This window comes from Streptomyces sp. NPDC038213, from assembly GCF_055600495.1.
Map to the genome: position 1 here is coordinate 14,521 of NZ_JBVJYM010000038.1, position 19,203 is coordinate 33,723.

Below are 19,203 nucleotides of genomic sequence, written 5' to 3' on the forward strand. Positions count from 1 at the left end.
AGTGACAGACGCAGCGCGAGGCGGGGACGGCGACTTGTACGCCGCGGACGGAGTCCACCGGGACCCTCGTGGGGCGGCTCCGGACGGCGCGGCTCCGCGCCGCGACCCCCCGTACGGCCCCGAAGCCGCCCTCGTGAGCGCCGTCGTCCGCGTCAAGGGCCGGGACGGCGTCATAGCAGGCGCCGGCTTCCTGGTGGCCGACGATCTCGTGCTCACCTGCGCCCACGTGGTCTCCGACGCCCTGGGCCGGCCTCGGGAGGACGCCGTCGAGACCGGAGCCGAGGTCGCCGTCGATCTGCCGCTGGCAGCGTACGGCGGCCCTGACCGTGCCGTCGACGTTCAGCGCTGGATTCCCGTACAGCCGGACCGGACCGGCGACATGGCCCTCCTGCGACTGCGGGAACCGATACCCGGCGCCCGGCCCCTGCCCCTGGTCGACCCCCCGCAGGGCGTCTGGCACCACTCCGCCCGGAGCGTCGGCTTCACGGACGAGTACCCCGGCGGCATCTGGCACAGCGGTACGTTCCGGGGGCCGACCCGGGAAGGCTGGATCCAGCTGTCCCGGGGCGACGGCGAGGGCGTGCACGTCAAGCAGGGCTTCAGCGGCAGCCCCGTCTGGGACGACGACCTCGGCGCGGTCGTCGGCCTGATGGTGGCCGCCGAACCGGGCCGCGGCGCCCAGCAGGCGTTCGCCCTGCGGACCGGCGCACTCCTGGCAGCCCTTCCCGAACTCCTTCCCCTGGTCGCCCCGCGCACGCCATTCCGCGGGCTGACCACCTTCCGGGAAGCCGACGCCGGGATCTTCTTCGGGCGTGCCGGCGACATCGCCCGCGTTGCCGCCGCCGCGGCCGTTGACAGCCCGGTCACCGTGTACGGCCCCTCCGGCTGCGGGAAGTCCTCGCTGGTGCTCGCGGGAGTGGTACCGAAGATGCGGCAGGAAGGGTATGCGGTCCTGGTGGTCAACGCCGGGCACATCGCCTCCCTGCGCCACGCGCTCGCCGGCGAGCTGTACAGCCTGCACGTGGCGGAGCGGGCAGCGAACGGGGGCACGCCTGCGCCGGTCGCGAGTCCGGAGTCCGTAGCGTCCCTGCTGACCGGGCAGGGGCTGGCCGGCACCCTCCACCGCACCCTCGGCCCCCGGGCCGCCCGGGTCCTCGTCGTCGTGGACCAGGCCGAGGCCCTCCTGGACCGCTCCGAGGCCGAGGTGGCGGAGGCCGCCGACCTGCTCTTCCGCAAGCAGCAACCGCAGGGCGTCCGCGTCCTTCTCACCCTCCGCTCGGACTTCGTGGACGCAGCGCTCAGCCACCCGGTCCTGGGTCCGGCGTTGGACGGTGGAGCCACCATCCCTCTCACCCCCATGTCCCGGCACCAGCTGGAGGAGGTGATCCGCGAGCCGGTCAGACCCCTGCCGACCGTGGCGTACGACCCCGGTCTGGCGGAACGGATACTCGACGACGCCGGCGGCGCTCCCGGCATCCTGCCCCTGCTCGGCTTCGTCCTGTCCGAGCTGTGGGACCGGCGGGCCGGGGGACGGCTGCGCCTGGAGACGTACAACGAGATCGGCGGGGTCTCCGGCGCCCTGGCGCGCTACGCCGAGCAGGCCTGGCGGGAGTGCGTGGGCCCGGCGGACGAGGCCGACGCCCTGCGGCTGCTGACCGGACTCGTCCGGGTGGTGCCCGGGGGAGACTCCCCGCTGCGCCGGATGATCACCCGCGGGGAGGCGGGCGAGGCGCGGTGGCGGATAGCCCAGGCGCTGGCTGGACGCCGCCTGCTCGTATTGCACGGCGACCGCAACGGAACGCAGACGGCCGAGCTGGCCCACGAAACCCTGATGACCACCTGGCCGACGCTCGCCGCGCAGGTGAGGGCCGACAGCGAGCTTTTGGCGGCCCGCGCGGAGCTGCGCTACGACCTCGACCGCTGGGAGACGTCCGAACGTTCCCCCGACCTGCTGCCCGGACCGCTTCAACTGGACGCTCTGGAATCCCGGCTGTCGGTTCGGCAAGACGAACTGACAGCCGAGGAGGAGGAGTTCATCAACCTCGCCCGCCGGCGCCACCGGCTCCGGCGCGGCCGCGCCCGGGTCGCGTGGGGCGCCGCGGCCCTCGTCCTCGCCCTCGTCGCCGGGCTCGGCACCTTCCTGGTGCAGGAATCCCGGGTCAGCGCGGCACGGGAGGCGGAGGGCCGGTCCCGGTCGCTGGCGGTCCTCTCGGACGAACTGGCGCGGCGGGACCCGGGCGGGGCCGCCCTGCTCGCCATGGCGGCCCACGACCTCGCCCCCACCCAGGAGGCCCGCAACGCGCTGCTGCGGCGCTACGACCGCTTCGTACACGACAGATGGGTCATGTCCGGCACCGAAGCCCTGATCGACCAGATGGCGACGAGTACGGACGGCCGGGTAGTCCTCGTGACGACCAAGGTCGGCGGGGTGACGAGCTCGAAGGGCGGCGTTGTGCTCTTCGTTCGGGGCGCGGGTGAGCGGATCGTACGAGTCCGGCTCCCGCTCGCCGAACAGGCCTTCCTCCCGATGGTGAGCAGGGACGGCCGCAGGATCGGCTACCTGTCGACCAAGGACGGCGGCACCCTGGTCTGGCATGACGTGCACCGCGCGATGACCGACGCGACGGCGGTGCTGGGCCGGGAGAACAAGCTCCGCGGCGCGGAGTTCGGACAGCCGGGAACAGTATTCGACCAGCGCCTCGGCCTCGCGGACTTCTCCCCGGCGTCACGAGAGGTCGTCACCGCGACAGACGGGAAGGTACGGATCCGGGACCTGGCGACCGGGCACTCGCGGGAGCTGCCCGGACACCCGGTCGACCGGGTGTGGTACGGGCCGGACAGCGACACGCTCGTGGCCCATCTGCGGCCCGGGGCCGAAGACAAGAGGGCCGGAACCGGCTCCCTGGTGCGGGTCGACACCGGCACGGGCGGCATGCGGAAGCTGGCGACGGGCGTCCGTGCGTCGCAGGTGCCCGTTCTCGCCCTGTCGGGTAACGGTGCGGTGCTGACCGTCTGCCGGGAAGGGCGCTCGGGCGCCGACCCCACGTACGAGGCCGTCCGTGTGGCGGACGGCCGGGTGCTCGCCCGTCACACAACCGGAAAGTTCACCAGCTCGTGCACGAGCATCGCCGCCGACGGTACGGGGGACCACTTCGCGGTCCGCACGGTGGGAGCCACCTGGCGCGTCGTCGGGACCCGGCCCGGAAGCAAGGCACGGGATGCCCTGGGGCCCGCGAGTCTGCCCCAGCCCCAGGACGAGGACCTGTCCCTCGTGGGCGATCCGGAAGAGCCCGTACTGATCCTCCGGCACGAGAGCGCAGTGACCGGCCGCACCTTGTCCTGGAACACCGTCGTAGCCGACAGTCTCCCGGTGCTGCTCAGCGGTGCGACCTGGGGCGAGGGCGGCGAGACGGTGGTCCGGCTCGGAGAGGACGGGGACAGCCTGGGCATCGTACGCATGGACGCGCAGGGGTCGACCGTCGTCAAAGAGGTGAAACGGCCTGCGAGGACGGCGTGGCCCGAGTTCTCGCGAGACCGGCCGGAGGTGAAGAGCAACCGGACCGCCACGCTGGCCGCCGACCTCGTCAGCCCGAACAAGGTCCGCGTCTGGGAGCTCCCCTCCCTGCGGACGGCCACCGACATCGTCACCGCGCCGCCACCCCGGGGCACGATGGTGTGGATCTCCTTCGGCCCGGGCGATCAGTTGCTGACCGTCTCCGGCTTCGTCGTCGAACATTGGAACGCCCGGGACGGCCGACGTCTCTCGAGGCCCTTGGACGTCCGCCGGCTGCCGATCGCCGGCAAGGATCCGGCTCAGTTCACCGCCACCTTCCACCCCGAGCCCGGACACGCACAGCTCCTGGTTGCCGGAGACCCCGTCGTCCGTGCCGTATCGCTGCGGACGGGCAGAGAGAACAAGGCGCTCGCGGTCGAGTTGCGGCCTGACGTCAGTAACGCCGTGCTCGACCGGAGCGGAGATTTCGCCGTCGTGCAGACCAAGGGGGCGATGGTGGAGGTGTGGTCGGCGGGGCGGGAGGGGCGGGCCCCGCGCAGGGTGCTGGGCCCGGTCGGACCGCTGCACCAGTACGGCGGGTTCCAGCACGGCTTCCGGGCTGACACCTCGGTGTACTTCCTGGCCAACGGGAACTCCATACGGTTCCAGGACCTGGCGGACCCCGATGACCGCGGCGAGTCCTATGTGTTCGCGGAGGAACAGGAGTTCCTCGCGGCTTCCCACGACGGCAGGACGCTTCTCCGACGTGTCGACAGAGAGGTGGTGAACCTCCTCCGCCTCGACCCGGAGCTCTGGAAGACACAACTCTGCGACATCCTCGGCCGCGACCTCTCCCAGGACGAACGCCGAGGCTTCCCCGCCTGGCTGCCGCACCGGATCTGCCCGCCCGGAGGGCGCTAGCCTGCGCGCCGGAGCCCGGGGTGCTCGCGAGCAGCAGCGCGACGGGCTCGCGGGGCAGGGGGCCGCTGCCCCGGCCGCGTGGTCCGGAGGGGACAGGCCATGAGGAGGAACGGACCGGAGGTTGCCGGCGCGAGCGCCGGGCAGGTTCGAGAGTCAGCCCGATCGCGCTGGCGGCGGCGAGGTCAATCCGGGACCGCCAAGCGCAGGTGCTGCGCCCGCACCGAACGAGCGCCACACCACCGCTATGCGGCGCGGACGAGGTCCAACCGCGCGGGCGACGGATCGTAGCCGGCTGCCTTGTACGTGGCGACGGCGGCGGTGTTCGCGCTCTCGGCGGCGACGAGCGCACTGGACGCACCCATCTCGCGCAGCGCCGCCGCAGCGGCGACACAGATCGCCGACCCGTGGCCGCGCCCGCGGAACTCGGCGTGGACACCCATCGGCTCCAGCAGGCCCGGTCTGCCGGGACCGGCGGACCAGACCGTCACCGCCGCCACCGCGTTGTCCTGGTCGTCGTAGCCGATGAGGCAGCGGGCGTCGGCGTAGACCGGACCGGCCGCCAGGACGTGCCAGAGCTCCTCAGTGAACCTCGGGCTCCCGAAGGCCGAGCGGTGCACCGCAGTCCGAGTGCCCGCCGTCTGCGGACCGGCCACCTCGATGCGCAGCCCGCAGTCCTCCACCGGCTCGCGGAGTGCGCGGCGCAGCGGCGTCCACGGCTCGCCCAGGTGCCAGCCGGCCTCCACGAGCCTCCCGCGGAGCAGCGCACCGTCCGGGATTTCGAGGCTGACCGGCCCGGACGGAAGGACCCCGCTCCCCGGGTCGTTGAGGTCCGCCAGCAGCCGACGCGCCAGTGCATCGTCCTGCCGCAGATCCGGTGCCGTCGCCAGGCGCAGCACGTCGGGGCCGTCCAGATATCCGACGGCCACGATCCGACCGTCCATGATCCAGGTACGGACGGCCGGAGCCAGCCTCTCCACGCCCAGCGCCCAGGCCCAGCCGAGGTCTCCCGGATGGAGCTGGAGCGGTGCCCGGTCGTCCTGCCATGCGCGGAGCGCGTCAACGGCCCCGAGGAGTCCGTCGGGACCGGGCTCGTTCAATACGATCGCCATATCCCGCATCCCACACCATCACGCGGACCCGCCGCACCCGGATTCCGGCGCAGCTAAGTGGTGCAGATCGGGCGGTGTGCGCCCTGAGGAGATGTGGGACGCCGCGGGTGAGGCCGAGCGGGAGGGCCGGCCGTACCCGGGTGTGTAAAGCCCGCAGTGAGTTCCGTCATATCGTACGAGAAGGTGAAGCTGCGAGGGTCGCGGCACCGAGCAGCAGCTTCAGCGCGCCGTCCTCGCGGACGGTGTTCGGGATCCGGCCCGTCATGGCCGTGAAGACGATGTCTTTCAGGACCAGCGGACGCATTCGGCGTCGAGGCGGGGGTCGGTGCGCACCCAGACTTCGCCCTCGGCGGCGTCGGCGGGGGCGTCGACCCGTGCGATGCCGAGGAACGCGAGCAGCGCGAGCAGCTCGGCTCGTTCGGCCCGGTCGTCGTCGGCGCCGTGGGAGTCGAAGAAGACGTAGTACTGGTCGCTCGGGTCGACGGTGCCCGAGTCTCCCCAGATCCGGCCGACTTCCTCGATCGCGGCCGCTTCCGTCGTGAACGCGGCGGCGCGGGCGGCACCGCGGGACTCCGGCGCGGCGTCGAGGTCGGAGGGGTCGGAGAACCACTGGCCGAAGCGGTCGAGTCCGGCGTAGCCGTTCTCGAAGAACAGCATCGCGCTCGGGAGGTAGCGGTTGGGCCTGTCGACCCGGAGGTATTCCGACCTGGGCCGGTCCGCGGAGCGGGTCCGGCAGATCACGCCTTGTGCGGGCATGAGGACCAGGCTCTGCCCCGCCGGTTCGTCGGTGATGGTGCAGGTGGTGGAGTTGCGGTCGCGGAAGAACGCGGAGAAGGCCACGTACGCTTCCTGGGCGTCGCCCACGGAGACCTGTTGGTCGTTGCCGTCACCGGTGGCGAAGACGAACTGTTTCGGTCCGGGGCGGTAGGGGCGGGCCATGGGCGTCCTTCGTTCACGGGTGAGACCCCTCAGCGTAGCCGCCCCTCGCCGGCCACCTCTGGCTGCCGGTGTTGCCTTGATCTGGGCCGACGGCGGTTACACGGGCAGCCTCATCGTGTACTGCCTGGCCACGCTCGCCCTGGTGGGCTGGCGACCGTGAGCGCAGCGAAGGCATGAGAGGCTTCGCTGCGCTGCCCGACTGCTGGATCGTCGAGCGCCTCTTCGCAGATCTGATGTGCCCCCGCCGCCTGGCATGCGACGGCCGGTGCCGCACCACCGATGCCGAGGAGGGCGTCCCGTTCGTACGGGCCGCTCGCGCCTGACCCCCACTGTGAGGGACGGCCACGACAACGCGGCCGGGCCGACAGCCCGGGTCCGTGCCCCGGGACGGCTGCTGCGCGGCCCGCCTCCGGTGTGCGTCTCCCGGAGTAACCGCTCCTGGTTGCGTAGTCGCGGAACGGCGCATGGGATCGCGTCAGGAAGACATCGCTGCACGCTCGGCCGCGCTGCGCAGTACGCAGAACTCGTTGCCCTCGGGATCAGCGAGGACGGCCCAGCCCGCCCCGTCGGGTTCCCGCCGGTCGGCGCCGCGGGTGGCTCCGAGGTCCAGCAGCCGTGGACCTCCTCTTCGCGCGAGGTCGCTGGCGGCGGAGAGCGGCACGGTGGAGGGGCAATCCAGGTGGCCGCTGACAGACTCCGGTGAACGTCTGACCAGCACCGAACACGAGGACTGAGGAGGCGTTCAAGGTGCTACGAAGGCCAGGATGGTGTTGTGCCCGCCGAAGCCGAGGGAGTGGCTGAGGGCCAGACGGACCTGCTGGGGGCGGCTGGCCATCGCGACGATGTCGATGCCGGTGGTGGCCTGGTCCGGTGCCGTGAAGTTGGCGGTGGGCGGCACGACGCCATGGGCGATGGTCAGTACGGTGATGGCGGCCTCGATGGCTCCGGCGGCCCCCATGGTGTGGCCCAGAACTCCCTTGGTGGACGTGACGGATGGAGGTCGGCCGGGATAGAGCTCCCGGATCACGGCGGCTTCCACGCTGTCGTTGAGGGGCGTGCTGGTGCCGTGGGCGTTGATGTGGTCGACATCCTCCCGTCCTGCTCCTGCCTGTCCCAGGGCTGCCAGGGTCGCGGCACGGAGTCCGGCCCCGTCGGGGTGTGGTGCCGTGGGGTGGTGGGCGTCGCTGGTGGTGCCGTGGCCGGCGAACAGGGCTAAGGGGCGGGCCGCTCGAGCGTGCGCGTGCGGGCCGCGCTCCAGGACGAGCATCCCGCACCCTTCCCCGAGCACGAAGCCGTCGCGATCCTTGTCGAAGGGGCGTGAGGCGTTGCCGGGATCGTGGTTCCGGAGGGACAACGCGCCCATCTTGGCGAAGGCCGCGGCGCACAGGGGGGTGATCATGGCGTCGGTGCCGCCCGCGATGGCGATGTCGCAGGCTCCGGACTCCAGGAGCAGTCGGGCGGTGATGAGGGCGGTGGCACCCGAGGCGCAGGCGGTGGAGGTCTGCAGGGAGGGGCCGGTGACGCCGAGTTCGAGAGCGAGCTGGCCGGCCGCCATGTTGGGGAGGAAGGCGGGTAGCGTCATCGGGGAGACGGTCCCGTATCCGCCGGTGATGAGCTTTCGGTGCTGGGTTTCGAGGGTGCCGATTCCGCCCGCCGCGGTGCCGACGACGACGGCCACGCGCGCGGGGTCCCAGGTGGCGGGGTCCAACTGGGCCGCGGCGAGCGCTTCACGCGCGGCGGTGAGCAGGAAGCGGGTGCCGGGGTCGAAGCGCCAGAGGCGTCCCGGGCTGGGCGGCAGGGGCGGCACGCGGCAGGACATGGTCACCGGGCCGCCGCTGAGCGAGGGGTCGGTCCGAGCGGTGGCGCTGCCCGCCTGCACGGCCTTCCAAGTGGGTTCGGCTCCGGCGCCGGCAGGTGTCACCAGACCGATTCCGGTGACGGCGATCGTGTCGCTCACGGCGCGGCCTCGGGTCCGGGTGCCGGGTCGTCGAGCAGCGCACTCACGGAGCGGGCCACGTCTGCAACGGTGAGTTCGGCGCTCGCGGCGGAGTCGTCGAGCGGGATCTGCCACTCCTCCTGCAGGGTGACGTACAGCTCCACCACGGCGAGGGAGTCCAGGTCCAGTTCACCGAGGGTGGCGTCGGAGGCGATGCGGTTGCTGTCGACCTCGAACTTGTCGGCGAGGAGGGTCACGAGGTGGTCGTAGGCGCGGTCCATGGATGGCTCCTTGAGAGGTCGGACGTGCAGAGGGGGGAGGTGTCCAGGCCGGAGGGGGGGTCTTCCGACCTGGGGACGGCTGCGGGCCAGTTCAGCGTGGCGGAGGCCCAGGTGAGTCCACCTCCGAAGGTGGTGAGCAGTGACCGTGCGCCGGGGGCGACGGCCTGGTGAACGGCGGGGTCGGCAAGAACCAGAGGGATGGAGGCCGCCGCGGTGTTGCCGAGTTCACCGATGTTGCCGAACCGGTGGGTGCGTGCGATACCCAGACGGTCGCCGACGGAGTCCAGAATGCGCTGGTTGGCCTGGTGGCCGACGAACGCCCGTATGCTGTTTGGCGGCCAGCCGGCCCGGTCCAGGACGGTGCTCGCCGACTGCGTCATCCGTCGGACCGCGTGGGCGTAGACCGCGCGGCCCTGCATGTGGAAGTACCGGGCGCCCGGGTCGGGCGGCGGCAGGTGGTGCGGGTGCCGGGACCCGCCGTACGGGACGGTGATGAGAGGGCTGCCGCTCCCGTCGGCTCCGAGGTCGACGGCTGTGACGGCTCCGGGTTCGTCCGGGGTGCCCGGAGCCAGGAGCACGGCTGCGGCCCCGTCACCGAAGATCGGCGCGGTTTCCCGGTCAGCGGGGTCGACGATGCTCGTGTATGTCTCGGCGGCGATCACGAGGACGGTGGAGTACACGGCGCTGCGGATCAGGGCGGTCGCCGTGGCCAGGGCGTAGAGGAAGCCGGAGCAGACGGCCGAGATGTCGAAGGCGGGGATCGTGCCCAGGCCGAGCCGGTGGGCGACCGCGGGAGCGGTGGCGGGGCAGGGGTGGTCGGGTGTGCTGGTGGCCAGGAGAAGCGTCTCGGGGCGGAGTCCGCCTGCTGAGAGGAGGGCGGCCCGTCCTGCTCCGACGGCGAGATCGCCGGTGCTGGTGCCCGGATCCGCGTGCCGCCGCCGGACGATGCCGGTGCGGTCGCGGATCCAGGTGTCGTCCGTGCGCAGGCGTCCGCGCGCAATGACGGTGTCGTTGTCGACGATGCGCGACGGAAGGCAGGCTCCGATCCCGGTGATGACCGCGGTGGGGGGAGCAGGGGGCATGGTGGGCTTCTCGTCGGGGTTCATGCCGCGGTGAAGGGGGAGGGGGGCTTGGGGTGGCCGGCCAGGCCGCCGTCGGGTACGGCGAGGCCGCCGTCGATGACGAGCGCGTGACCGGTCACGAACGACGAGGCCGGGGACGCGAGGAAGAGGGCGCCTCCGACCACCTCGTCCACCGTGGCCCACCGGCCGAGCGGGACGTGGCTGGTCAGCCAGTCGGACAGGGGGCCGGTACCGCTGGCGAAGGCGGTCATGTCGGTGCGGGTCCAGCCAGGGCACAGGGCGTTGACGCGGATGCCCTGACGCGCCCAGCCGACCGCGAGACTGCGGGCGAGGGAGACCTGAGCGGCCTTGGTAGCGGCGTAGGCCTCCATCATCGGGGTGCCGACGAGCCCGGCGACCGAGGACATCAGGATCAGGCTGGCTCGGTCGGAGCCGACCAGGTGGGGGTGGGCGGCCCGGCACAGAGCGGCCGTGGCGTTGAGGTTGACGGTGACGACCCTGTCCCAGTCCTGCTGGCGGGCGTGCTGCAGCGGTGCCATAAGGGGGCTGCCGTCCTCCGCGGTGGGGAGGGTGCCGGCGTTGTGGACGACGATGTCCAGGCCGCCCAGTGCGGTGCACGCCCCGTCGACCAGGTCCGCCGCGACGCCCGCCTCGGCGAGGTCTCCGGCAAGGGCCACGGCCTTGCGGCCCCGGTCCTCCACCGCCCGCACGGTGTCGTCGAGGGCGGCCTGCGTCCGGGCGGTCACCACCAGGTCGCAGCCCGCGTCGGCCAGAGCCTCCGCGACGGCCTTTCCGATGCCGCGAGACGCGCCCGTCACCAGCGCGCGTGCGCCGTCCAGACGGAACAGGTTCATGGCGTTCATCAAGGGGCTCCTTCGGTTTCGGACGCTCCCGCGGCGGAGGCTCCGGTCGCGGTGGGGGTACGGATGGACTCGTAGGCCGCAGTGAGGGCATGCGCCCCGCTCCAGGTGAGGAGGGCGCTGCCCCAGGTCATGCCGGCGCCGAAGACGGCGAGCAGAACTCGGTCGCCGGGCCTCAGCTGTCCGCGGGCCGCGGCGCTGGCCAGTGCGTACGGCGTGCTGGCCGCACCGATGTTGCCGACCTCGTCGCCGACGACAACCAGGCGGTCGGCGGGGATGCCCAGGTCGGCGCCGATACGCCTGAGCAGGACGGGGTTGGGCTGGTGGGCGACGACGCAGTCCACGTCCAGGATGCCGAGGCCGCTGCTGTCGAGGGCATCGGTGATCAGCCGGGGGAACACGTCCGTGATGAACCGGCCGATGGTGCGACCGTCCATGCGGATGCAGTGCGCGCGATCGGCGAGTGTGGTCTCGCTGGCGGGGAACCGGCTGCCGCCGGCGGGGATGAGGACGCGGTCGGCGAGGGTGCCGTCGGAGCCGAGGCTGAAGTGCATGAAGCCCTGGCCGGCGGGCACCGGGCCCAGAACGGCCGCGGCGGCCCCGTCGGCGAACAGGACGGCGGTGCCCCGGTCGGCCGGGTCGAGGAACTTCGAGTAGACCTCGACGCCCACCACCGCCGCGTACCGGATCTCGCCGCCCCGCAGCCAGTCGTGCGCCACCTTGGCCGCGAACAGCCACCCGGAGCAGGCGGCGCTGACGTCGAGTGCCACCGCGCCGAAGGCGCCCACCAGGGTCTGGATCCGACAGGCGGTCGAGGGCCCCAGCTCGTCGGGGGTGGACGTGCCACAGATCAGCAGGCCGATGTCGGCGACGTCGATGCCGGCCGCCTCGGCCGCCGAGCGCACCGCGTGCGCCGCCAGGTCGGAGGCCGCCTCGCCCGCGCCGGCCACGTGGCGCTTGAGGACCCCGGTGCGTTCCCTGATCCATTCAGCCGTTACTCCGGCGCCCTCGGCGACCTCGGTGTTCGTGCGTACGGTGGGGGGCAGGTGGGTGCCCATGCCGAGCACGCCGATGCGGCGTTCGCCCGTCACCGCACACCTCCTCGGGTCCAGGTGAGGGTGGTCCCCAGCGCCGTGTCGTAGTCCTTGGCGGCCAGGGGGGCGGCCACTATGTCTTCGGGATGGGCGAATACCTGCGTCAGCAGGGGCAGATGGGGCACGATCGCGTCGCAGAGTGCGTCGGCGACGTCCGTCAGTCCCTGGATGTCCGCCGGTCGCAGCGTTCCGTGGGCGAGCAGGGAGCCGGACCAGCGGCGGGCGGCCATGACGCCGTGCAGGGCCCCCAACGGCTGGAGAGACCGTGCCAGGTCCAGGTCGCGTATCCCGTCCAGCGTCCGCGCCACGTCTTCCGCCACGAGCGCGTTCGCGTAGAACTCACCGAGGATGCCAGCGTCTTCCAACAGCGGGTTCCAGGCGTCGAACGGGTCGCTCGGCTCCGTGGCGCACAGGCGCGCCGACAGGTGCCTGGTCAGGCCGTCCTGGTGCCGGCGTGCCGTCGCGAGCCACCATTCCGGCGACGTCACCGGGGGTGCCGGGGTGTCCGTCGCGGTCGTCGCGGCCTCTGCGGTGAGGGAGCGGCCGATGTCGTAGAAGATGAGCTGACCGTCCCCGCCGGCGGCGTCGAAGGCGTGGTGGAAACCGTGGTAGGCGGCCAGACGGTTCACGTCCAGGTGCCCGGAGAAGCCGCAGCGGCTCTGGCAGTCGGCTGCGACCCGCGCGGCCAGGCGGACCGCGACGGCCTTGTAGGCCGCCAGCGGGCGGCTGACGGCCGCCCACGGCGTGAACCCCATCGCCCCGGATCCCTCCCCGGCCGGTGCCATCGGGGCGGCGAGGGACTCCGTCCACACGGCGCGCGCTCCGCCAGCGGCGCATGTCAAGGCGAAGGCGTCCGCCAGCGCTCCCAGCACGGCCCGCTGCTGCGTCCGATAGGTGAGGAGAGGGACCCCGGGGGCCAGGGTGCTCTGGGTCCGGCGCTGTCGCGCGTAGTTGACGGCCTGTACGGCCGACTGGCGTGCGGTCGCGGCCGCGACCGCGGGCATGGTCGCCCACAGTCCCTGCCCCACCCGCAGGGTGCGCTGCAGGCGACGGTCGCTCGACCCGGCCGGGTCGTGGAATCTGCCGTCGCTCCCGATGCCCGCACCGTCGGCGAGCCAGTCGGCGTACGGCACCCGGACATGGTGGAAGCGCACCAGGACGTAGTCGAGGGGCAACGCGCCCAGCCCGAGCGGCGAGGACACCTCGACACCGGGCAGCAGTCCGTCGTCACCGGTCAGGTCGACCACGAACGCGAAGACCCCGCGATCCTCGCCGTCGACGACCAGACGCGCGAGTACCACCGCCGTCTGCGGCACGTCCAGGGTCCCCGCGCTGCCGAACTTGGCGGCCTGCGGGTCCGGCGTGTGCAGGACGAACTCGCCGGTGCCCCGGTCGAACTCCGCGCGCGTCCGGGTCGCGAGGTGACTGTTGGCCTGCCCCGCCTCGGTTATCAGATAGACCCCCTTGGCCCGCCCGGCCCGCAGCAGTTCCATCCGCCGCACCAGATGCTCGCCCGGCTCGTGCGAGAGGCGGACCATGGATCCCAGGCAGAGCGTGTGGTGGACGAGGGCCGTCAGGCAGAGGGAGGGGTCGGTCACCGCGGCCCAGGCGTGGACCGTGGAGAGCCGGGCAAGGTCGTCGAAGAGACGGTCCGACGCCGGGAGGGTCTCGCCCAGCAGCCCCAGGCGGCGGAGCAGTCGTTCGCCTGGATTGTCGGCTCTCCCCGCGTCGGAGCAGGAGTCGGCAGCCAGGGCCTTGTGCAGCGCGGAGAGGAAGAAGGGCTCGCAGGGGCCGTGGAGGAGTCGTCGGATCTCGTCTCGGGTGGCCGGGGGCAGGGACGCGAGGGGCATCGCTGGTTCTCCAAGTCGGGGCGGGGTCACCAGGGGAAGTCGGATTCGGCGATCGGTGCGTGGACGGGCGGCGCGGTGCACGCGGCCAGCACCCTGCGGGCACTGGAAGCCAGCGCTTCTCCCGTGCCCGCCTCGAAGAGGACGGCCGGATTGTGGAGGGCCACCTGGCGCAGAACGCGGGGTATGTCGGCGGGCCGGACCAGGCAGTCCGCCAGGCGCCGCGCCAGATCGTCGTCCGGACGGTAGAGACGACCCGCCACGGCGGAGTAGACCGGAAAGCTCGGCTCGGACCAGGTACAGGCGCGCAGCGCCACGGCGAACGCATGGGCCTCGGCGGTGAGCAACGGATGATGGGAGGAGAACGGCAGGCGCAGGCGGGCGGCGGCCACGTCCGAGTCCGCAGCAGTCTTCTCGACCCTGACCAGGTCCGGCAAGGGCCCCGAGACCACTACGGACCGGTCGTCGTTGACCACGGCCACCACCGTCTCCTCCGCCCCTGACCGCTCCAGAAGCCGGCGAGCGGCCGACTCGGAGCAGGAGAGCAGGCTCAGCCCGCCCGGACACGAGGAGAGCACGCGTGCGAGGTCATAGGCCGCGCGGGCGCCGTCGGGAATGGTGAGGGCTCCGGCGGCGGTCAGCGCGGCGATCTCACCGAAGCTCACGCCGACGGCACCCGACGGCGCTCCGTACGCGTCGCACAGCGCTCGGTGCACCGCCACCGAGGCGCCGAACAGGGCGAGCTGGGACGTGCCCGTGGGCTCACAGGCGAGGTCCTTGCCGCTCGGCGGATTCGGGCCGAGCAGCCACGGACCGAGCGCCGGGAGGCCGCGCTCCGCCGCGACGCCGTCGATCTCGAGGAACACCTGGCGGACAGCCGAGAACACCCGCCTCTCGGCGCGGGCAGCGCGAACCAGGGAGCCGACGGAGAAGTCCCCTTGCCCGGGGAACAGGTGGACGGAGCGCCATCGGTCAGACGGACCGTCCGGCCCGTCCGCAGGGTTGGTGTGCATTTTTCCCTTCCATGAGGACTGGCCGACCGTGTACTTGGGGCGCACGGCTTCAACGGGTGCTGGACTCGTGCGCGCTGGTGCACGGTTCCAAGTGGTCCGTAATCTGAGCCTGCCTGACCGCAGGCGCGTCCAGAACGGCTGCGGCATGTGAACCCGTTGAATACATGAGGATGTTGAAGGTCCGCGCTGACCAGCGGCTGAGCGGCGCAGAAGGAGGAACGTGCGATCCCCCGTCGTCCGAACCAGGCTCTGCGTATCCTCCTGGCCGAGGCCGGATGGAACGGTGCGGCCTCATCGAGAGTCCAGCCCTCGGCGAGCTCGTCAGCGAGGCTGCGCGGGGACGAAGTGGACGGCGAGGCCGCCCTGCTCCCAGATGCCGTCTCCGCGCCCGATTCCGGCCTGGTAGTGGGGTTCCCGGTGTGGCGGACGGTGCAGACGAAGGCTCCGCCCGGCCGCAGCACCCGTCGTACCTCGGCGACCAGGGCCTGGATCTGCTGGGTGCTCAGCGCCGTGCAGAGCAGCATGTACGCGAACACGGCATCCACGGAGACGTCCGCGTAGGACAGGGGTTTGGCGGACGTCGTGAACCGCGGCAGTTCCCCGTCCGGCCACGCCTGGGGCCGCGCCGGCCTCGCGCGGCTGCTGCAGACCGACCCGGCTGAAGTCGGTGGCCATCACGGAGAAGCTTCTACGGGCGAAGCGGAGCGCGCACGGCCGTGACCACTACCCAGCTCCGGCACTTCGTGGGCATCGGCGGCCCGGAAGACGGCGGCGTCTCGCTCAGGTCGCCCCCGGTGGTAGCCGGCTCCGCGATGGCGTGCCTCTTCGTGCGCGGAGTGCTCCTACTGGCGCGGGGCCAGTCGGCTCGCGCGGGCCGAATTCCCGGTGGTGTCAGTGGTGCGCGGGGAGGTGGAGACCGGTCGTGATGTGGGTGCGGACCTCGCGGGTGACCACGCTGAGCGGGCCGGTGCCGGAAAGTGCGGTGAGTAGCTCCCGGCGGCGCCGGTCGCCGGGATCGGACAGGTCGCTGGTGAGCAGGGCGACGGTCCTGAGCCGCGGCGTTAACCAATGGGCGTCGATGTCCGTCGAGTCACCGAGCTCCCGGATGGTGACATGGCTGTGTGACAGGGCGGTGTCCAGCAGCGGGTGGCGCGCGGATCCGGAGGCGGTCAGCAGCCAGACCTCGTCCGCGCCGTCCAGAGCGAGGCGCAGGGAGTTGAGCTGGTCGGAGGTCTGGTACGGCCAGTGGTCCGGGTGCTGTCCCCGGAGGTGGGGGAAGCGTTGCCTGGCCGTGTGCAGAAGGTCGGCCGCCTCCTCGGCCACTGCCTCGGGCGACAGCACGAAGGACAGCCGGTCCCCCTCCACTTCGTAAGGGATCGATTCTGCGAGGGACTGTGCGCGATCGGCGTACAGTACGTGCTGGTCGGCGGCGGCGCTCAGGTCCCGCAGGGCGGGGTTCGGTACTCCGAGGACCAGGACGGAGTCCCCCTCGTCGAGGAAGCACTGGGCCGCCACTGCCGGGTCCGCAGGAGAGGCGGACGTGCTCCGCTGGGACGGGAATCCGGCGGCGGGCAGGTGCGGGAGCAGGATTCTGCGTGTGCCGAGAGTCCGCTGCCATGTCAGAAGGGCGGTCCGGGCGGCATTCTGACGGTGTGGGCAGTGTGCGGGGGCGGCTACGGCGAGCCCGATCGCGCCGAGGCGCGGATCGATGTAGGCCAGGCTGAACCAGCGCAGCCGCTCCTCGGCTCCCCAGCGCCTGCCGTCGGCTGGCGCGGCCTGCACACCAGCCTGGGCCAGCCAGCAGATGACCAGCTCGGCCGCAGGCGAAGACGTCTGTCCGTATTGCGGATGGACGAACTCCCGCGCTACGAGCACATGGTTGCCGGGCGTGCCGGTGCTCCACCATGACGCGAATCGTTTTGTCCGCTTCAACATTCCTCCTGCATAATCAGCGTCGGATATTTCCTGACTGAAAACGACATCAGAAGAGAGAAGCTTCGTCCTATTTCAGCCATTTTCTTGGTGATCGCTCGGGCGGTCGGCCGACGGGTTCGCAAGGGGGATGGCTGCGGGGCCGGGCACCGGTGCCGCGACCACCGAGGGTGGTGTCCCGCGGGGGCTGATGGCGGCGGCTTGGCGGTCGTGGGGGCAACTGCCCCAGCCGGTTGGCCGATCCGCCGCCGAGGGCGGTCAGGATCCCGCGTCGGGGCGCTGCCGCGGCGAAGGGCGGGTGGGGGTGGGAGCAGGACGTCCCATGCGCGGTACACGTCCAGGGCGCACAGGGGGACGGGACCGGGACCAGGACGCGGTGGAAGGCGTTGCGGACGGGAAGGGCGGTGAGTCGGTGGACGCGGCGGTGCCGATGGCGGCCTGCCGTCGCAAGGGCTCCGGCGGGACGTGGACCCGCCGCAGCCGGGCACAGGCGGTGAGGGTGCTGTTGTTCGTCAGGGCTGCCGAGTTGACGGTGATGACCGGCCCCATGGTCCAGGTCGGATGGGGTCAGGGCCTGAGCGGGCGTCACCGGCCGGCGCTGGTCGCGCCTGCGGCCGCGGAACGGGCCGCCAAAGGCCGTGAGCGCCAGATGCCTAACGGGACCTACAGAGCCGGGGAATGATCGGTTCCGTAGCCGCCAGCAGGTGAGCGCTTACGACGCCGGAAGCATCGACTTCTGAGGTCAGACCGTCCCCCGGCTGGTCGGCCGGGAGGCCAGACCGCTGCTGGGGTGGCGTGCCCGCCCCACTGAGCGTGAGCACTGGAGCCATCAGGCCGCGTGCCGTGCCGAACGAGCCCGCGAAGCCGGCTACAACCCCGCCCTCCGCCAGCTCGGCAACCGACTCGTCGGTATCCTCCACGGCTGCCTCGAAACCCGCACCACCTACGACGAAACAACCGCCTGGTCACACCACCCCCAACCCCGTGCCGCTTGACACCAAACGACACGGGGTGTCTGACCCGACCGGGTACGGCACCGGCCAGGCACTGGGAGACGGCGGAGTGCTCGGAGTCGACGGGGATGATCTGCCCCGGTTCGGCGAGCCGCGCCACGAGCGGGCTGCCGGCCATCGGGGACTCGCTGTTCGCCAGCGCGACTGTGCGGCCGGCCGCGAGGGCCGCCAGGGTGGGGCCGAGGCCGACGGAGCCGGTGACCGCGTTGAGGACCCGGTCGCACGGGGATGCCTCGAGCGCTGACGCAGCGTCAGTCTTGGCGAGTATCTCCGGCAACCGCCCGCTTGGGCCGAACCGGGCGGCGAGGGAGGAGCGGAGGGCGGGGACGGCAGTTGGTGCGGCGACCGCCACGGCCCCGCACCGAGCAGGTGGGCCTGCTCGGCGAGGATGCCGGGGCTGCGTCCGGTGGCCGGCCCAGGCCGGTGACCTGGAGCCGGTCCGGGTGCAGTGCCGCGACCTCGACCGCCGGGGCGCCGGCCGAACCGGTCGATCACAACGGTGCGGACGGCGGTGTCGGCCGGGGTGCCGTGGCTCGCGTGCGGATCGCACAGTGCGGGCGGCCGTGGTGGACGGCGTTCACTCGGGCGCCCCGGTCTGGTCGGCGAGCCGCAGTGCCTCCTCCAGCAGAGCCTCGACGATGCGCGACTCCGGTACGGTGCGCACGATCTGGCCCTTGACGAAGATCTGCCCCTTGCCGTTGCCGGAGGAGACGCCGAGGTCGGCCTCGCGGGATTCGCCGGGCCCGTTGACCACGCACCCCATGACGGCGACCCTCAGCGGGATGGGGAAGCCTTCGAAGGCGGCCTCCACTTCGCGGCTGAGGCGGTGGATGTCGACTTGGAGGCGACCGCACCCGGGGCAGGAGACGATCTCCAGCTTCCGCGGGCGGAGGCCCAGGGACTGCAGGATGTGGTTGCCGGCCTTGACCTGTTCCACCGGCGGGGCGGAGGTGGAGACCCGGATGGTGTCGCCGATGCCCTGGTGGAGCAGGATGCCGAAGGCGACGGCGGACTTGATGGCGCCCTGCAGTTCGGGGCCAGCCTCGGTCACGCCCAGGTGGAACGGGTAGTCGCAGCTCTCGGCGAGCAGCCGGTAGGCGGTGACCATGGTGAGCGGGTCGTGGTGCTTGACGGCGATCTTGAGGTCCTGGAAGCCGTGCTCCTCGAAGAGCGAGCACTCCCACAGGGCGGACTCGACCAGTGCCTCGGGGGTGGCCCTGCCGTACTTGCTGAGCAGGCGGTGGTCGAGCGAGCCGGCGTTGACTCCGATCCGGATCGGCACGCCCGCGGCCGCCGCCGCCTGGGCGATCTCCCGGACCTTGTCGTCGAAGGCCCTGATGTTGCCGGGGTTGACCCGGACCGCCGCGCAGCCCGCATCGATGGCGGCGAAGACGTAGCGCGGCTGGAAGTGGATGTCTGCGATGACCGGGATCGGGGATTTGCGGACGATCTCTGGCAGGGCCCGGGCATCGTCCTGCGACGGGACGGCGACCCGGACGATGTCGCAGCCCGCTGCGGTGACCTCGGCGATCTGCTGGAGGGTGGAGTCCACGTCGGCGGTGAGAGTGGTGGTCATGGTCTGCACCGAAATCGGCGCGTCGCCACCGACGGGCACGGAGCCGACCTGGATCTGCCGGGAGGCGCGCCGGGGCAGCGGTATGCGGGGCCTGTGCATCGTCACTC

14 protein-coding genes and 3 pseudogenes are annotated in these 19,203 nt (G+C 72.1%); 3 read left to right on the plus strand and 14 right to left on the minus strand.

Features of this window, described 5'->3' with window-relative positions; genetic code table 11:
* Positions 1-133 precede the first annotated feature (133 nt).
* On the plus strand, positions 134-4,414 hold the full coding sequence (locus ACZ7JZ_RS32450) for a S1 family peptidase (RefSeq protein ID WP_470945788.1): 4,281 nt from the start codon (positions 134-136) through the stop codon (positions 4,412-4,414).
* A 242-nt stretch (positions 4,415-4,656) separates the two neighbouring features.
* On the opposite strand, the gene ACZ7JZ_RS32455 is transcribed toward ACZ7JZ_RS32450, so the two are convergent.
* Positions 4,657-5,523, minus strand: coding sequence for a GNAT family N-acetyltransferase (locus tag ACZ7JZ_RS32455; protein WP_470945790.1), 867 nt, complete (start codon positions 5,521-5,523; stop codon positions 4,657-4,659).
* 285 nt (positions 5,524-5,808) lie between these two features.
* Positions 5,809-6,462: a hypothetical protein gene (locus ACZ7JZ_RS32460; protein ID WP_470945792.1), complete on the minus strand. Its 654-nt coding sequence runs from the start codon at positions 6,460-6,462 to the stop codon at positions 5,809-5,811.
* 173 nt (positions 6,463-6,635) lie between these two features.
* On the opposite strand from ACZ7JZ_RS32460, the gene ACZ7JZ_RS32465 reads away from it, so the two are divergent.
* Positions 6,636-6,785 carry a hypothetical protein gene (locus ACZ7JZ_RS32465; RefSeq protein ID WP_470945795.1) on the plus strand — a complete coding sequence of 50 codons (150 nt, stop codon included), beginning with the start codon at positions 6,636-6,638 and terminating at the stop codon, positions 6,783-6,785.
* Between the two features lie 152 nt (positions 6,786-6,937).
* On the opposite strand, the gene ACZ7JZ_RS32470 is transcribed toward ACZ7JZ_RS32465, so the two are convergent.
* The 10 genes and pseudogenes from ACZ7JZ_RS32470 to ACZ7JZ_RS32515 form a co-directional block, all read right to left on the minus strand.
* Positions 6,938-7,180 (minus strand): VOC family protein, encoded by a 243-nt coding sequence (locus ACZ7JZ_RS32470; RefSeq protein ID WP_470945798.1) that lies wholly within the window; start codon positions 7,178-7,180, stop codon positions 6,938-6,940.
* 24 nt (positions 7,181-7,204) lie between these two features.
* Positions 7,205-8,419 carry a beta-ketoacyl-[acyl-carrier-protein] synthase family protein gene (locus tag ACZ7JZ_RS32475; protein WP_470945801.1) on the minus strand — a complete coding sequence of 405 codons (1,215 nt, stop codon included), beginning with the start codon at positions 8,417-8,419 and terminating at the stop codon, positions 7,205-7,207.
* On the minus strand, positions 8,416-8,679 hold the full coding sequence (locus tag ACZ7JZ_RS32480) for an acyl carrier protein (protein ID WP_470945804.1): 264 nt from the start codon (positions 8,677-8,679) through the stop codon (positions 8,416-8,418). Before ACZ7JZ_RS32480 ends, ACZ7JZ_RS32475 begins: the two co-directional genes overlap by 4 nt.
* A complete protein-coding gene (locus ACZ7JZ_RS32485; RefSeq protein ID WP_470945807.1) occupies positions 8,652-9,761 on the minus strand; it encodes a beta-ketoacyl-ACP synthase III in 1,110 nt (369 codons plus the stop codon). The genes ACZ7JZ_RS32480 and ACZ7JZ_RS32485 overlap by 28 nt, the downstream gene beginning before the upstream one ends.
* A 20-nt stretch (positions 9,762-9,781) precedes the next feature.
* Positions 9,782-10,624, minus strand: a complete 843-nt coding sequence (locus tag ACZ7JZ_RS32490) for an SDR family NAD(P)-dependent oxidoreductase (protein WP_470945810.1) — start codon at positions 10,622-10,624, stop codon at positions 9,782-9,784.
* Positions 10,624-11,679 (minus strand): 3-oxoacyl-ACP synthase III family protein, encoded by a 1,056-nt coding sequence (locus ACZ7JZ_RS32495; RefSeq protein ID WP_470945913.1) that lies wholly within the window; start codon positions 11,677-11,679, stop codon positions 10,624-10,626. Before ACZ7JZ_RS32495 ends, ACZ7JZ_RS32490 begins: the two co-directional genes overlap by 1 nt.
* 29 nt (positions 11,680-11,708) lie before the next feature.
* Positions 11,709-13,565, minus strand: coding sequence for an acyl-CoA dehydrogenase family protein (locus tag ACZ7JZ_RS32500; protein ID WP_470945812.1), 1,857 nt, complete (start codon positions 13,563-13,565; stop codon positions 11,709-11,711).
* A gap of 26 nt (positions 13,566-13,591) precedes the next feature.
* Entirely contained in the window at positions 13,592-14,575 is a 984-nt protein-coding gene (locus ACZ7JZ_RS32505) for an acyltransferase domain-containing protein (RefSeq protein WP_470945815.1), read from the minus strand.
* A 443-nt stretch (positions 14,576-15,018) separates the two neighbouring features.
* Positions 15,019-15,171 (minus strand): annotated as a pseudogene (locus ACZ7JZ_RS32510) (class I SAM-dependent methyltransferase); the annotation flags it as partial.
* A gap of 295 nt (positions 15,172-15,466) precedes the next feature.
* Positions 15,467-16,510, minus strand: coding sequence for a hypothetical protein (locus tag ACZ7JZ_RS32515; RefSeq protein ID WP_470945818.1), 1,044 nt, complete (start codon positions 16,508-16,510; stop codon positions 15,467-15,469).
* Positions 16,511-17,355: 845 nt separating this feature from the next.
* Between ACZ7JZ_RS32515 and ACZ7JZ_RS32520 the strand changes: the two are divergent.
* A pseudogene (locus tag ACZ7JZ_RS32520) lies at positions 17,356-17,502 on the plus strand (IS110 family transposase); the annotation flags it as partial.
* Positions 17,503-17,521: 19 nt separating this feature from the next.
* On the opposite strand, the pseudogene ACZ7JZ_RS32525 reads toward ACZ7JZ_RS32520, so the two are convergent.
* Positions 17,522-17,818: pseudogene (locus ACZ7JZ_RS32525) on the minus strand (1-deoxy-D-xylulose-5-phosphate reductoisomerase); the annotation flags it as partial.
* Between the two features lie 279 nt (positions 17,819-18,097).
* Positions 18,098-19,195 (minus strand): flavodoxin-dependent (E)-4-hydroxy-3-methylbut-2-enyl-diphosphate synthase, encoded by a 1,098-nt coding sequence (ispG, locus tag ACZ7JZ_RS32530; protein ID WP_470945820.1) that lies wholly within the window; start codon positions 19,193-19,195, stop codon positions 18,098-18,100.
* Between the last annotated feature and the right edge of the window lie 8 nt (positions 19,196-19,203).

Coding starts and splice junctions, on each gene's coding strand:
- ACZ7JZ_RS32455 (WP_470945790.1), bottom strand. CDS start 5,523: ATGGCGATCGTATTGAACGAGCCCGGTCCCGACGGACTCCTCGGGGCC.
- ACZ7JZ_RS32460 (WP_470945792.1), bottom strand. CDS start 6,462: ATGGCCCGCCCCTACCGCCCCGGACCGAAACAGTTCGTCTTCGCCACC.
- ACZ7JZ_RS32495 (WP_470945913.1), bottom strand. CDS start 11,679: ATGGGCACCCACCTGCCCCCCACCGTACGCACGAACACCGAGGTCGCC.
- ACZ7JZ_RS32500 (WP_470945812.1), bottom strand. CDS start 13,565: ATGCCCCTCGCGTCCCTGCCCCCGGCCACCCGAGACGAGATCCGACGA.
- ACZ7JZ_RS32490 (WP_470945810.1), bottom strand. CDS start 10,624: ATGAACGCCATGAACCTGTTCCGTCTGGACGGCGCACGCGCGCTGGTG.
- ACZ7JZ_RS32505 (WP_470945815.1), bottom strand. CDS start 14,575: ATGCACACCAACCCTGCGGACGGGCCGGACGGTCCGTCTGACCGATGG.
- ACZ7JZ_RS32485 (WP_470945807.1), bottom strand. CDS start 9,761: ATGCCCCCTGCTCCCCCCACCGCGGTCATCACCGGGATCGGAGCCTGC.
- ACZ7JZ_RS32515 (WP_470945818.1), bottom strand. CDS start 16,510: ATGTTGAAGCGGACAAAACGATTCGCGTCATGGTGGAGCACCGGCACG.
- ACZ7JZ_RS32465 (WP_470945795.1), top strand. CDS start 6,636: ATGAGAGGCTTCGCTGCGCTGCCCGACTGCTGGATCGTCGAGCGCCTC.
- ACZ7JZ_RS32480 (WP_470945804.1), bottom strand. CDS start 8,679: ATGGACCGCGCCTACGACCACCTCGTGACCCTCCTCGCCGACAAGTTC.
- ispG (WP_470945820.1), bottom strand. CDS start 19,195: ATGCACAGGCCCCGCATACCGCTGCCCCGGCGCGCCTCCCGGCAGATC.